The 13,516-nt window shown below is 42.6% G+C and carries 11 protein-coding genes, 1 other RNA gene and 1 pseudogene; 3 read left to right on the top strand and 10 right to left on the bottom strand.

Annotation, left to right across the window (positions count from 1 at the left end; genetic code table 11):
• Positions 1-125: 125 nt before the first annotated feature.
• Genes lpdA through BSM4216_RS02545 form a run of 4 tightly spaced genes read right to left on the bottom strand, consistent with a single transcriptional unit; the run spans position 126 to position 4,843 of the window.
• Positions 126-1,505 carry a dihydrolipoyl dehydrogenase gene (lpdA, locus tag BSM4216_RS02560; protein WP_048622625.1) on the bottom strand — a complete coding sequence of 460 codons (1,380 nt, stop codon included), beginning with the start codon at positions 1,503-1,505 and terminating at the stop codon, positions 126-128.
• 16 nt (positions 1,506-1,521) lie between these two features.
• Complete coding sequence (locus BSM4216_RS02555; protein ID WP_048622624.1) at positions 1,522-2,763, bottom strand: dihydrolipoamide acetyltransferase family protein; 1,242 nt, start codon at positions 2,761-2,763, stop codon at positions 1,522-1,524.
• 29 nt (positions 2,764-2,792) lie between these two features.
• The gene (locus BSM4216_RS02550; RefSeq protein WP_048622623.1) at positions 2,793-3,827 is read right to left on the bottom strand and encodes an alpha-ketoacid dehydrogenase subunit beta; all 1,035 of its coding nucleotides are present in this window, start codon (positions 3,825-3,827) and stop codon (positions 2,793-2,795) included.
• Between the two features lie 23 nt (positions 3,828-3,850).
• Positions 3,851-4,843 carry a thiamine pyrophosphate-dependent dehydrogenase E1 component subunit alpha gene (locus BSM4216_RS02545; RefSeq protein ID WP_048622622.1) on the bottom strand — a complete coding sequence of 331 codons (993 nt, stop codon included), beginning with the start codon at positions 4,841-4,843 and terminating at the stop codon, positions 3,851-3,853.
• 1,176 nt (positions 4,844-6,019) lie between these two features.
• Here BSM4216_RS02545 and BSM4216_RS02540 point away from each other — a divergent pair.
• The gene (locus BSM4216_RS02540) at positions 6,020-6,496 is read left to right on the top strand and encodes a metal-dependent hydrolase (protein WP_048622621.1); all 477 of its coding nucleotides are present in this window, start codon (positions 6,020-6,022) and stop codon (positions 6,494-6,496) included.
• Positions 6,497-6,731: 235 nt separating this feature from the next.
• Here the strand turns inward: BSM4216_RS02540 and BSM4216_RS02535 are convergent.
• Positions 6,732-7,070, bottom strand: a pseudogene (locus tag BSM4216_RS02535) (group II intron maturase-specific domain-containing protein); the annotation flags it as partial.
• Between the two features lie 91 nt (positions 7,071-7,161).
• Positions 7,162-8,064 (bottom strand): LysR family transcriptional regulator, encoded by a 903-nt coding sequence (locus BSM4216_RS02530; RefSeq protein WP_048622619.1) that lies wholly within the window; start codon positions 8,062-8,064, stop codon positions 7,162-7,164.
• A 132-nt stretch (positions 8,065-8,196) separates the two neighbouring features.
• On the opposite strand from BSM4216_RS02530, the gene BSM4216_RS02525 reads away from it, so the two are divergent.
• Positions 8,197-9,666 carry a YhgE/Pip family protein gene (locus tag BSM4216_RS02525; protein ID WP_082142230.1) on the top strand — a complete coding sequence of 490 codons (1,470 nt, stop codon included), beginning with the start codon at positions 8,197-8,199 and terminating at the stop codon, positions 9,664-9,666.
• 32 nt (positions 9,667-9,698) lie between these two features.
• Here the strand turns inward: BSM4216_RS02525 and BSM4216_RS02520 are convergent, their stop codons facing one another.
• Together BSM4216_RS02520 and BSM4216_RS02515 are read right to left on the bottom strand one after the other, a co-directional pair.
• On the bottom strand, positions 9,699-10,454 hold the full coding sequence (locus BSM4216_RS02520) for a DUF2935 domain-containing protein (protein WP_048622618.1): 756 nt from the start codon (positions 10,452-10,454) through the stop codon (positions 9,699-9,701).
• A gap of 345 nt (positions 10,455-10,799) precedes the next feature.
• Complete coding sequence (locus tag BSM4216_RS02515) at positions 10,800-11,336, bottom strand: vWA domain-containing protein (protein ID WP_048622617.1); 537 nt, start codon at positions 11,334-11,336, stop codon at positions 10,800-10,802.
• Positions 11,337-11,420: 84 nt separating this feature from the next.
• Here BSM4216_RS02515 and BSM4216_RS02510 point away from each other — a divergent pair, with 84 nt between their 5' ends.
• A complete protein-coding gene (locus tag BSM4216_RS02510) occupies positions 11,421-12,011 on the top strand; it encodes a TetR/AcrR family transcriptional regulator (protein WP_003353505.1) in 591 nt (196 codons plus the stop codon).
• Between the two features lie 373 nt (positions 12,012-12,384).
• On the opposite strand, the gene ssrA is transcribed toward BSM4216_RS02510, so the two are convergent.
• Both ssrA and smpB read right to left on the bottom strand, forming a co-directional pair.
• Positions 12,385-12,740, bottom strand: a transfer-messenger RNA (tmRNA) gene (gene ssrA, locus BSM4216_RS16075).
• A gap of 295 nt (positions 12,741-13,035) precedes the next feature.
• The gene (gene smpB, locus BSM4216_RS02505) at positions 13,036-13,503 is read right to left on the bottom strand and encodes an SsrA-binding protein SmpB (protein ID WP_048622616.1); all 468 of its coding nucleotides are present in this window, start codon (positions 13,501-13,503) and stop codon (positions 13,036-13,038) included.
• Between the last annotated feature and the right edge of the window lie 13 nt (positions 13,504-13,516).

The following is a 13,516-nucleotide window of genomic DNA, read 5'->3' as shown; positions in this document are numbered from 1 at the left end:
TCTTTCCCCCCAAATAGTAGGATGAGAGAATTCCATTTTCGTCATGGTACGGTACCACATGATCTTCAGTTCATGGACGTTTTCGGCGAACCCAGAATACTAACTGCTAGTTTTGAGAACTTCGGCTATACATGCACCGCATGGCCCACGGCACTGAGCAAAGCTTCATGAATGGCTTCAGACAAAGTAGGATGGGCCTCTATTAAATCCTCCATAATGTCCACCGTCATCTCAGCGTGCAGCATGACGGTTCCTTGTCCTATCAATTCTGTCGCACGTGGACCTACAATCGAAACTCCCACTATTTCGTGATATTGCGGTTCCACGATCACTTTTACTTTTCCGATCGGCTCGTTGAGTATGAGCGCTTTGCCATTGGCCGTGAACGGAAACTCTCCAACTCGAATATCGCCATATTGCTCTCTTGCTTGTTTTTCTGTCAGTCCGACTCCGGCAATTTCAGGTGATGTATAGATGCAGCGAGGAATCGCTCGATAGTTTACTTTCACCTCTTGTCCTCCGGAATGTAGAGCCGCGATGGTCCCTTCGTGAAACGCTACATGAGCGAGCTGAATTCCGCCAATGACGTCGCCGCAAGCATAAATATGAGGAATATTCGTCTGCATCTGTTCATTAACTGCGATGCCTCGTTTGGAAAATTCGATTCCGATATCCTCCAGCCCTAAATTCGCGATTCTTGGCTTTCTGCCAATGGAGACTAAAACATAATCCGCGCTTAGTTCACGAATTCCTTCCCGGTTTTCAATGATCGCTTTCTTTTTATCCGCATTCAAATCTTTTAAAGAAGTAGAAGTATAGATGGTCACTCCGTCCTTTTCCAATTGCTCCTGCAAAATCGAAGCGATATCTTCATCTTCCCCCGGCAGAAGCTGCTCGGCCATCTCGACGATGGTGACTTTCGCTCCCAGGCGGCTATAAATACTGGCAAACTCGCATCCGATCACTCCTCCGCCAATAATCAAAAGCGAAGAAGGAATCGACGGAAGAGACATGGCTTGCCCGCTGTGAATGACCCACTCCCCATCAAAAGGGGCGAACGGCAGACTGATCGGCTCCGATCCTGAAGCAATAATGAAGCGATCCGCTTCCACGATTTCTTGTCCGCTTTCATTCTCCACGCGTAAACGATTGGCCGTGAGAAAAGAAGCGGTGCCGTTTTTGACTTGGATTCTATTTTTCTTCATTAAATAGCCAATCCCTTGAACAAGCGTTTGAACAATTCGGTTTTTCCGCTGCTGAACTTGGTTCCAATTTACTCCTACTTGAGCGGATGAAAGGCTGATTCCAAAGTCTTCGGCATGTCGGACTTTCTCATAGACTTCAGCACTTTCCAACAAAGATTTCGTCGGCATGCAGCCTTCGTTTAAGCAAGTTCCTCCTAGAGGTCCTTGCTCAATTAGAATGACTTGTTGTCCCTGCTGGGCGGCCGTAATCGCCGCCACATATCCCGCAGGTCCACCTCCAATAATGGCTAATGTGGTCATGAACTCCACCTTCTTTCTATAAAAGCACGGTAAATGGCTCTTCTAAATATTGTTTCAGTGTCCGGAGAAAGGCCGCGGCCGGTGCTCCGTCCAACACACGATGATCGAATGTAAGGCTAAGCGGCAAGATCGTTCTTCTCTCCAGTTTATCTCCTATATAGACAGGTGTGTCATAAGTCGCTCCTACCCCAAGAATTCCTGCTTCAGGCGGGTTTAAAATCGGAGTGAAATGTTCAATTCCGTAAGCACCCAAATTGCTTATGGTAAACGTGGATCCTTTCATCTCTTCATGGCTCAGCTGTCCTTGGCGTGCTCGCTTGGCCAGCGATTTGATATTTTGGGCTAATTGAATCAACGATTGGTTTTCTGCATTGCGAATCACAGGGACAACCAATCCTTTATCCAAAGCAACGGCCATTCCAAGATGAATCGAATCAAATAGATGAATTTGATCGTTGATATAAGCGCTGTTCATCTCTTTATGCTGTTGAAGAGAAAGAACAACTGCACGGGCCACAAAGTCCGTCACGGTAAGCTTTGTTTCATAATGGGTTTGTGCCGTTCCAGTTAATTGTTTTTGCAAAGCGATCAAATCGGTGACATCCACTTTCATGTTTAACGTTAATTGGGCGCTGTTTTGCAAGCTGCCTTGCATCCGCTCTGCGATGATTTTTCGCATGCCGGCAACCGGAACTTTCTTAGTCGGCTCGATGTTATGAGTAATGGTTTCAGCCGATTCTTGCTCCTTTGTAGACGGAGATTCCACGGAAGAAGAGTTGGCAATCGCTTTTTGAACATCCTCTTTCGTAATCCTTCCCCCTGGTCCGGTCCCTTGAATGGTCCGAATATCTAAGTTGGCAGCTTCCGCCATTTTTCTGGCGACAGGAGAAATTTTGATTTTCTCTTTTGCTGCTGTTTGAACGGAAGGCTGTGATTCTTTTACTTTTGTTGCCGTTGCCGTGGCAGCGACTTCTGTCTGTGCTGTTTCTATGTTTCTTTCGATTTTGGAGATGCTTTCATTCGCATCGCCGATATAGCAGATCACGGTTCCGGGAGGAACTCCTTCTCCTTCCGGTACGACAATATCTAAAATGGTGCCATCTGCGGGAGACTCGAGTTCCATTTCGATTTTCTCTGAATTGATGCTGGCAATCAGCTCTCCCTTTTTGACGGGATCGCCTGCTTGCTTGTTCCAAACGGAAACGGTCCCTTCTTTCATGGACATTCCTAATTTCGGCATAACCACTTCTACGGCCATTTTCTATCTCTCCTTTCTCTTTTGCTTGATTACACGTTTAGAAGCGACGGATCCCCTATTAATTCTGATACCACTTCTATTACTTTTTCCGGTGTCGGAAGATAAAGGTCTTCCAGTGGAGGAGAGAATGGCACAGGTGTATGCGGTGCCGTAATCCGTTTAATCGGTGCATCCAACGTATCGAACCCTTTATCGGCAATTAATGCAGCGATATCGGTGGCCACATTGCATCTTGGATTCGCTTCATCAATGATCACAAGACGATTGGTTTTCGCCACGGAAGAAAGAATCGTGTCTTCATCCAGCGGAGATAAGCTTCGCGGATCGACCACTTCCACTTCCAATCCTTTTTTCGCCAATTCTTCCGCTGCCGATAACGCTGTATGAACTTGTTTTCCAATCGCGACAATCGTGAGGTCGGATCCTGTCCGTTTAATGTCTGCCTTTCCTAATGGAATGGTGTAATACCCTTCCGGAACATCCCCAGTCGTGTTATACAATGTCTTGTCCTCAAAATAGATCACCGGATCATCGTCTTCAATAGAAGCAAGCAGCAATCCTTTCGCATCATATGGCGTGGACGGAACCACGACTTTAATGCCGGGAATGCTGGTGAATAGGGCATATAAGCTTTGAGAATGTTGAGCCGCCGCCCGAAAGCCTGCTCCGTGAGTTGTTCGAATCGTAACCGGCACCTTCGCCTTTCCTCCGAACATATATCGGAATTTGGCCCCTTGATTCAGCACTTGATCCAAACAACTTCCGATAAAGTCATTAAACATTAATTCGGCAATCGGTCTTAATCCTGTAGCCGCTGCGGCCATGGCCGCCCCTACATATCCCGCTTCGGATATCGGAGTATCCAAAATCCGCTCCCGGCCAAATTCTTGAACTAATCCTTTCGTTACCCCTAATACACCGCCCCATGCTTCATCATCTTGCAAGTGGTCAACAGCCGCACCGCCAGCCACATCTTCTCCTAACAGAATGACATTTTCATCTTTTCGCATCGCTAGCTTCAATGCTTCATTAATCGCACTCGACATACTGATCTTTCTCACCATCTATACCGCCTCCTATCATTCTTTTAATAAGATACATACACGTCTTTTAACAGCTCTGATGCCTCCGGGTACGGGCTTTTTTCAGCAAATTCAACCGCCTTTTCTATCGCCTGTTCTACGGATTCTTCCATTTCCACTAATTCTTTTTCTGACAATAGTTGTTGACTAAGTAAATGTTTTCTGAATAGAACGATGGCATCCCGCTCTTGAAGGTGTTCTCTCTTCTCTTCTTCTGTCTTGTATTTTTGGGCATCTCCTTCAAAGTGGCCGTAATTTCGATAAGTCACACATTCGATTAGCGTTGGACCTTCTCCGTTGCGTGCTCTTTGAATGGCTTCCTCCGCTGCTTGATAAACAGCCAACACATCTTTCCCATCGACGCGAACGGCAGGCATGTTGTAGCCGATGGCGCGATCGACAATCTGTTTACAGCTTGATGCATATTCAAATGGCGTCGCTTCTCCATACCCGTTATTTTCCGCTACAAAAACAACCGGCAGCTTCCAAATAGACGCTAAATTAAGTCCTTCGTGAAAAGTTCCTTGATTATTGGCCCCGTCGCCAAAGAAGCAAACGCTTACATCTTCCGTCTTTTTATACTTCGCTGTCAACGCAGCCCCGCAAGCAAGAGGATAACCTCCCCCTACAATTCCATTCGCCCCCAGCATTCCTTTATCTAAGTCGGCAATGTGCATGGAACCGCCTTTCCCTTTGCACAACCCAGTGATCTTTCCAAAAAGCTCCGCCATCATTCCATCCAAGTCGCAGCCTTTGGCAATACAGTGGCCGTGCCCGCGATGCGTACTTGTAATCGTATCTTTATCACTTAAGTGCGCACACACCCCAACCGCTATCGCTTCTTCGCCTGCATACAAATGAACAAAGCCAGGTAATTTCCCTTGTGCAAAGATTTCATGAACCTTATCTTCAAATACACGAATTTCCAGCATTTTTTGATACATCCATTTGGCTTTTTCCCGAGTTAAAGCAACTCCTTTGCCTTGAATCACATTCATCTTTTTGAACCTCCTTCATTCTTGTTTCTTCACCCTTTCTTACTGCAAAAAGCGTGCCAAAAATCATCAGCGTCAACATGAAGCATCGAGCAATTCTCGCAAACACAAAAAGAGACAAAACGAGACCGGTGTCTCTTTTTGTCTCCAATTGAACACGTTGAATAGGAGTTCAAGATCACGCTCTGTTGTTCGATCAATGGAATCATCATTCATCATGAGCAACGAATCGAGTAGGAGGGGGTGATTAACCCCCGTCCTCTCACACCACCGTACGTACGGTTCCGTATACGGCGGTTCAATTAAGATAATTGACGCAAGTCTTTATAACTTCCGTGAATAGCTGTTCTCTTTATGCCAGTGGTCACTCCACCCTCCAAGAGGTCTCCCACGGGATTCACCGCTTCCTCCCTCAAGTGAGGTACTACGTTTTCTGTGTTCATCATGACTCACTGAATACCAAGGGCTATTCTCTCTTAATTGTTCGGTCCTTCTTAGTTGTTCTAGACCAACTAATACTATGACCTCTGCTGACTTCTGACGGTTCAGCTACTTATCACTAAGTAGGTTATGAAGAGTACTTCACATATCCGCCAGACCTCCCCGGGTAAGTACATGCACTTTCACACCATCTATCCGCCTCATTTACTCGATATGACCTTCGACAGAAAGAGCTTTGTTTTGTTATGCAAACTCACTCAATCATACCTAGCCTTATATGAGGTTCGTGTTCCTCGGACCGGTGTTTTGCCTCCAGCTTCCTTCAGATTCCGCGTCACCACGGACACCCTTGCGTTAAGCTAACTGCTACTTCTGCCTTCGCAGCTCGGGACTTTCACCCTATAGATTACACCCATGCCGGGCGCACACGAAAAACAGCCCCGCCACACTTGGCAAGTCTGTTTTTTTATTCGACAAAACGGGATCTCGGCCATTTCTTTTGGCACTACGGCATCTCTTTCAGTTGTGAAGAAATGTTCGAGAAATACTCGAAGATAAATTGATGAAACTGACGAGCTGTTTCCGAAAAGTATCGTCTTTTGGTTTTGGACCAACCTAAACCAATGGTTTGTTGGCATGTTGACTCCTTGATGAAGGAAGACATCAGCCTGGTTGATTTCATTTAAAAGCTAATTCATACTAAGCTATGGAAATAGTTTAAAAGAATAGGGGAGAAAAATGGAAGGTAAAACACATATTGTTGGGGGCTTAGCAGCAGGCTCTCTATATTTAAACTTGGGAGGAGCCGTTGGCCATGAAGCGCTTTTTTTTGGTAGTTTAGCCCTTGGTGCTTTAATACCGGATATTGATCACACCGGTTCATTAATTGGCCGAAAGGTGCCGTTGATTGACAACATCATCAGCACGGTATTCGGTCATCGCTCCTTTACTCATAGTCTTTTGTTTTTAGTTTTAGCATTCTTCTTATTCCAACAAACTTCCTGGCCTAAAGATATTGAATTGGGTATCTTGATGGGAATGTTCAGTCATATGGTCTTGGATATGCTCACAAAACAAGGAGTTAAGTTTTTATGGCCTTTAAAAATCGAAATTGGTATACCTTTTGGCATTCGTACCGGCGGTGCAATTGAACAAGGATTTTTCACTGTTTTAGTCATATATCTTTGTTATGTTGGTTTTCATTTTTATTTATAAATTAGGAGAACCTTACACCTGGAACTTACTAAGCATTCATGATGATTTCCATGTTTTCTTGCAATAGAGTCATATCGGGTGAGTAGATCCTCATATGGAAAATCGTTTGACAGCTTCACCTTCAGAGGATTTGAAGAAAATGGGAAGCGTTCATAAATCAAGTAGTAGGAGGTGGTGAACCTCCGTCCTCTCACATCACCGTATGTACCGTTCGGTATACGGCGGTTCAATCAAATTAATGACGCTTTTCGCCATATTTACTGTACAGGCTTTTCAGCCCTTGGCTACTCCAATAAGAGTTGCCAAGGGTTTGGTGTAATATGGGACTTTTAGAGATTCTCCAATATGATTTCCTCGAATTTCCCCATTCATATGCTTTATATGGTTGAACTCCGAGTTGTATAAGTTTCTTTATTTTCGTTTTCGGCTTCTTCCACTGTTTCCAGATCATCATTCGGAGCCTTCTTCTTATCCATTTATCAAGCTTCTTAAAGACAATAGGAGTGCCAGCTAGTGAAAAGTATCCGCACCAACCCATTAGGTACTGATTTAGTCTTTTGATTCTTTCTTCCATTGAGATCGACTAGCCATCACCAGCAAGTCCGTTGATTTTTACTCTCAAATATGCTTTTGGCAGTAACGGTCCTTGAACATTCATTTTGACACTACGTCATCTCTTTCAGTTGTGAAGAAATGTTCGAGAAATACTCGAAGATAAATTGATGAAACTGACGAGCTGTTTCTGAAAAGTATCGTCTTTTAGACCAGCCTAAACCAATCGTTCGTTGGCATGTTGGTTCTAAGATTCGTAATCGATTCAAAGTAGGTTTCTTTTGATGAATCCAATAGATGGCCGGAATAAAAGCAACCCCCAATCCTTGTTTCACTAAATCCCCTATGACTCCCGGCTCGTCCCCTTCAAAAGCAATATGTGGCATAAAACCTGCTTTTCTGCAAAATTCATCGGTTAAGTTACGGATTTCATATCCCGTATGCATACTGATAAAAGATTCGTCCTTGACTTCATCAAGATAAATCGTTTCTCGTCCTTCCAGCCGATGTCCAGGCGGGACAATCAAAAAAATTTCTTCCGTGAAAAGGGGCTGCCAAATGATTTCAGGGTCTTCAATGGGAACCGAAGAAATACAAAAATCGATTTCCCCGTTTTTCAGATGACGTTTCATGGACGATGTCGAATGGACAAATTGTTGAAAATGGACTTGAGGATATTTTTTTAAAAAAGAACCTAATAAATCAGGAAGGACTCTTGGAATGGATACAGCCAAGCTGATCTTATGTTGATTTCGCTCTGCCAACTCTAAAATTTCTCTTTTCCCTTCCTTTAATTCCATAAAGGCTCTTTCAACCCGTCCCAAAAATATTTTTCCATATCGATTTAGTTTAATTTGACGATTTTGACGATCGAACAGCGGAACGCCAAGATCTTCTTCCAATCTGGCAATCGTCTTGCTAAGGGAAGGTTGGGCAATGTTCAGTTCCTCTGCCGCTTTCGACATGTGTTCGAGACGTGCAACGGTTTGAAAATACTTCAGTTGCAGCAATTCCATCTGCCATACACCGCCTTATCCATAGACTGAAAGCTATCTTATTGTAATTAATTATATATTATACAATATGGATGAAAAAATTTATGATAAAAAAATGGCTATATAACTTTCAACCATGGCAAGGAGGTAAGAATGAAAGGAATCAAATTAATTTACAAAGACTTAAAATTGATGTGGGCTCATAAACATGGGCGGATTGCATTAGTATTTCTTTTGATTGTTCCTTTAATCTATGCCGGATTCTTTATAGCAGGATACTGGGATCCATACGGACGATTGGACAAACTGCCCGTTGCGGTTGTGAACTTAGATCAAGGTTCGATGATGGATCACAAACCGATTCATGCGGGGAAAGACTTTGTCAAAGAATTGAAGAAAAACAAAGATTTGAATTTCCACTTTGTCTCGAAAAAGGTGGCTGAACAAGGCTTAAAAGATGGCAATTACTATATGGTCATCACCATTCCCAAAGATTTTTCCGAAAAAGTCAGCACGTTGATGGATGAACATCCCCAACCCGCCAAACTAATTTATCAATTGAATCCAGGCAAAAGCTATGTCGCCTCACAAATCAGCTCGACCGCAACGGAAGAAATGAAAACAAAAATAGCCGACAGCATTACAAAATCTTATGCGGATGGCGTATTTTCAAAGTTTCAGCAATTAGCAAAGGGGCTCAGGAAAGCTAGTGACGGTGCGGAGAAATTAAATGAAGGGATTTTGAAAGAAAAAAACGGAATGGTTCAACTGTCTGAAGGGATCCATCGTCTGGAAAATGGGACGGCTCAACTTCAACAAGGAACCGGAAAACTGTCAAACGGTCAGCAAGAGTTAAACAAAGGGTTGGATAGAATTCAAAACGGATCGTTATCGCTATACAATGGCATGTCCCAGCTATCGAAAGGACATGAAACATTGGAATCCGGAATGAATCAATTAACAGAAGGAACAAAGGATTGGGCAAGCGGGAATGAGAAATTAGTTCAAGGACAATCCCGTGTGAACGATGCGGCGAACGCACTGAAGAAACAATTGGAACAGTATATCAAAACGCATCCAGAGGCGCAAAAAGATGCTCAATTTCTTCAAATCGTCGCCATGTCTGATGGAATAGCAAAAGCAACGCAACAATTGAAAAGCGGCCAATCAAAACTGGCCCAAGGTTCAGAGAAATTAGCGGCAGGACAAGCGAAAATCGAAGAAGGCATGAAACAATTTGGCGACAAGATGAATGAAGCCGCCATCGGAGCGAAACAATTATCCGCCGGAACGGTCCAATTTGCCAATGGTTTTCATCAATGGCAGCAAGGATTTTCTTCCTTGCAAACTGGAGTAAATCAATTGGCAAACGGTGAAAACCAACTAGATCATGGTGCCAATCAATTAACGAATGGACTTGTCCAATTGTCAGACGGCTCAAAAGAGTTATCGACAAAATTAAATGAAGCCGCCAAGAAAACGTCCAATATTCATGACAACGATGACATCGCCTCCATGTTTGCCGAACCGGTTCAATTGGAGAAATCTAATCTTTCACATGTTCAAAACTACGGTACGGGAATTGCTCCTTTTTTTATGTTTTTTGTTATTATAGTAGGATAGAAGAAAAAATAAAATAGCGATTCATCCCCCACCTAAAGAGGAAGAGGACTTCTCGCTATTCTTATTAAATAATAGCACTCTTCTCTCATCATATGATCCGCCATTAGAGGGGCAAAAGTACCCAAAGCTTGCTTACTTAATCCCAGCTCTTCTATTTCATTCAGAAAGTTCATAAAGAGCTTCATTTCAAGGGAAACATCATGATGAAGCCTCTCTAATGCGGGGAAAGAGGAAAGATTGGTTCTCAGAAATCCTGTCATTTCTACCGCTTTTAAATAAAATGCTTCGAAGTCTTTTGTAAAATCATCGCTTTTCTCTTTGATTTTCTTTTCGATTCTATCCATGTTATCTGAAATGGCTCCGGCATGACCGGCCGCATCTAAAATCCAGATTAAGTGGTGGTGAAGTTCATGAAAGATAGGAGGAACTGCTCCTTTTTTTAAATAGTCTAAAATCCGTAAATATTCCTCTAATTCATTGACCATATGGTTCACAAAGGATGGACTTAATCCTATTTGAATCTTTCCGACCAAATGCCGTTCGATTAAACGGAGCTTAAACTCTCTTAGTTTATTGCCCTCTTCTTCCACCTTGTTGCTTAATGCCCCTAAGTCATCGACTTGAACCCTTGCGAGAAGGTAATCAAACGTTTGAATAAAATAACGGGCCAAATCGATTTCCCGTTGTTCTTGAGGACCGAGTGAATCGTGTATAAATCGAGCATGATCTCCCAATACCTGAAGCCAAAATCCATGTTCAAATTTCGCCGCTTTTTCAAAATCCGCCATGAAGCCTCTCCCCTTTATAACCTGTTCATATAATCATATCTCCATGTATTTCAAAATATGATTCTAGTTGTCATTGATAAGTGGAAACAGCATAGTTTAGAGGTTCACGATGAACAGATTTATGGGAGAAAAGCATTTGGCTATAAAATAACCCTTATTGGGGTTTTATTCCCTTTCATACGGACAATATTTTTTTCTTAGCCTATCTGGTTTTCAATATCCGCCTTAAAAACAAGCTATCTTTCCTCGTGAAATAAGCTGGCTCCTGCGTGATTTTGTAATCCCCGTATTTTTATGGCTTGCGACGTCGTCCATACATACATGATCAATACAGTAAGCTGCTTTTTACCTTTTTGCCCCGCGGGGCCATAATGTATAACTAAAACTCCACAAAAAATCGATGATAAGAATAACAGACCATCGGGTTGCCGTGATTAACAGCTCTTTTGTTTTGTCAAAGTCGTTGACGAGCAAAACCATGAAAAGGATTAATCCATTCCCGATTGTCCATGCAAGCAAATGCCGATACCAGCCTTGTCGTTCGTACCTGGCATGTTCTTTTCCAAATCGAGGTGCTTTTTTGGGACGACTCCCCCCAGCAAATCGGTAGGAAAAGTGTTCATCAGCCCATTGAATCATGCGTCTTCCAAATGCAACGGAGACGCCGATATAAACTGCTGACAACGCGTGAACAAAATGAGCTGTTTCCCCATTTTTCAAATCAATAATAGTAGCCATCAATAAAAAAAGGTCTATAAGCGGTGTGCAAAACAATAATATTATTCCAATTCTTTTCCATTTCAGAACATATCTTGCGAATAAACCCGCAAAAATAAATAGCCAAAACAAAATTTCACTGGCAATAATGAGCCAAGCAATCATATAAATATCCCCTTTTTAATACAGTTGTATTAAAATCAATTTAGCACACATGTATCAAAAAAACAATCATGATATAATATATTCATGCCAAAAATAGTTGATCATGATAAACAAAGGAAAAAAATTGCGGAAGCGACATGGAGAATCATTACGAGGGAGGGAATTGAAAAAGCAACCGTCCGCAATATTGCGAAAGAGGCTGGAATTTCTGTTGGTTCCTTACGCCATTATTTTTCTACCCAGTCAGAACTGTTGGCTTTTTCGATGAGGCTCGTTTCCGAGCGAGTGAAAAAACGAATTGAAGGAATCGATTTTTCTTGTCCCCCTCTTGAAGGGATAAAACGTCTAATACATGAGGTTTTGCCACTGGAAGAAGAAACAAAAAAAGAAATGGAGGTGTGGTTTACTTTTACCCAAAAGGCATTATGGGAGCCTGAACTTCAGCCATTAAGCAATCAAGTATACCACGAGTTTCGTTCCGCAATTAAACTAATCATTGAAACGTTGTTAAAACTTGAACTTGCACGGCCAAACTTAAATGTAGATTTAGAAGTGGAGCGTCTTTATGCGCTTATTGACGGTTTAGCGATACACATCATTATGCAACCAAATCATTTAACCCCAGAAATGGTTGAATCGATTGTGGATCACCACTTGAGATCTCTTTGTAGATGAGAAAACAGAGAGTATTTACCGCTAAATATTTTGATTTCAGGTTTTTTATAAAAACCTGTGTAACTTCAAATCAGCCATCGGAATCTTCCGCGAACAACCGCAACTGATAGTGTTGCGGTTATATTTAGTTTGTCGACAAAAGCCAGCCTGCTTATGAAGCAAGTTAGGTAAAAATAAGCAGAAAAAGTCTCGACAAGTTGACCGAACGATGAAAGAGCCCTACGATTTCAAATAAAAATAGCAGTGCAAAATCAATGCAAAATTTTTTCGAATTCTACAGGATTCTTTCGGAATCTCGGAAAAATGAAAAACGACCGCAAATGCGGTCGTATCAGGATTTCGCAAGTTTTATTCGCATGTTATCGGATACTTGCAATGGAGACGGTGGGAGTCGAACCCACGTCCAAAGGTATCACCACTTAAGCGTCTACGAGTGTAGTCGACATATTGTGTTTCGCTCTATCGTCGGCCTGTCGACGGGCTTCGGACGAGCTAGCCTGATTGGTCTCTTCCTTCATCCTCAGGCGGCGGAATCCGGCGTAGCCCACTTCAGATGAACCCCTCGACTTCCACATGGGCGATGGAAGGAGGAGCCTTTAGCGCAATTAAGCAGCTAAAGCGTAATTGTTTTGTTTGCCAGTTATATTTAAGTTGACGTTGATGACGGAGACGATCCCTCCGACTCGCAGCTTAAGCTCTGATTACCCCTGTCGAATCCGTAACGTCCCCTTATAATAAAGAGAATGTTTCGGAAGCTCTGGGAATATCGAGAGCTTAATGCTTGTTTCAACTGGCTCTTGCAAGAGTTATTATATCATAATAGGCGTATAATTCAACCGGGATGAACTTCCAATTTTCCAACTTGCGGTACGACCCTCCACTTCTTTACTTATCGAAGTGGAGGCTTTTTCCCGAGTGATGGACTGCATCCAAAGATCGCTTGAACATATCGATTCTATGCAGTCCTGTATGGGTAACGAAACGAGTTTCTCCATGGAAGTTCAAGACTTTCTTCAAAGAAAAATTAAAACTGCTGACGAGCTTTAAACGCACGCTCAATTTCTCGTTTTGCTTCTTTCTTTTTCAAGTCTTCGCGTTTATCCCATTTTTTCTTCCCTTTGGCCAGACCGAGAAGAATTTTGGCATAGCCGTTTTTTATATATAATTTTAACGGAACAAGCGAATAGCCTTGTTCTTTTGTTTTTCCGATTAATTTCAAAATTTCTTTTTTATGCAGCAAAAGCTTTCGAGTACGAAGCGGGTCATGATTATAACGGTTTCCATGTTCATATGGGCTGATATGCATATTGTGAAGAAAAACCTCGCCCTTTTGGACGCGGGCAAATGAATCTTTTAAATTGACACGGCCAGCGCGGATCGATTTAATTTCCGTTCCTTGCAGCACGATGCCCGCTTCATACGTCTCTTCAATAAAGTAATCGTGCCTAGCTTTCTTATTTTGTGCGACAACTTTTCCTTCCCCTTTTGGCATATGATTCCCCCCT

It is taken from the genome of Bacillus smithii (assembly GCF_001050115.1).
Lineage (GTDB): Bacteria > Bacillota > Bacilli > Bacillales > DSM-4216 > Bacillus_O > Bacillus_O smithii.
This window is presented reverse-complemented; position numbering and strand designations above follow the sequence as displayed.

Coding starts and splice junctions, on each gene's coding strand:
- lpdA (WP_048622625.1), bottom strand. CDS start 1,505: ATGACCACATTAGCCATTATTGGAGGTGGACCTGCGGGATATGTGGCG.
- BSM4216_RS02545 (WP_048622622.1), bottom strand. CDS start 4,843: ATGAATGTGATTCAAGGCAAAGGAGTTGCTTTAACTCGGGAAAAAGCC.
- BSM4216_RS02520 (WP_048622618.1), bottom strand. CDS start 10,454: ATGGCGGATTTTGAAAAAGCGGCGAAATTTGAACATGGATTTTGGCTT.
- BSM4216_RS02550 (WP_048622623.1), bottom strand. CDS start 3,827: ATGGTGAGAAAGATCAGTATGTCGAGTGCGATTAATGAAGCATTGAAG.
- BSM4216_RS02510 (WP_003353505.1), top strand. CDS start 11,421: ATGCCAAAAATAGTTGATCATGATAAACAAAGGAAAAAAATTGCGGAA.
- BSM4216_RS02555 (WP_048622624.1), bottom strand. CDS start 2,763: ATGGCCGTAGAAGTGGTTATGCCGAAATTAGGAATGTCCATGAAAGAA.
- smpB (WP_048622616.1), bottom strand. CDS start 13,503: ATGCCAAAAGGGGAAGGAAAAGTTGTCGCACAAAATAAGAAAGCTAGG.
- BSM4216_RS02540 (WP_048622621.1), top strand. CDS start 6,020: ATGGAAGGTAAAACACATATTGTTGGGGGCTTAGCAGCAGGCTCTCTA.
- BSM4216_RS02530 (WP_048622619.1), bottom strand. CDS start 8,064: ATGGAATTGCTGCAACTGAAGTATTTTCAAACCGTTGCACGTCTCGAA.
- BSM4216_RS02525 (WP_082142230.1), top strand. CDS start 8,197: ATGAAAGGAATCAAATTAATTTACAAAGACTTAAAATTGATGTGGGCT.
- BSM4216_RS02515 (WP_048622617.1), bottom strand. CDS start 11,336: ATGATTGCTTGGCTCATTATTGCCAGTGAAATTTTGTTTTGGCTATTT.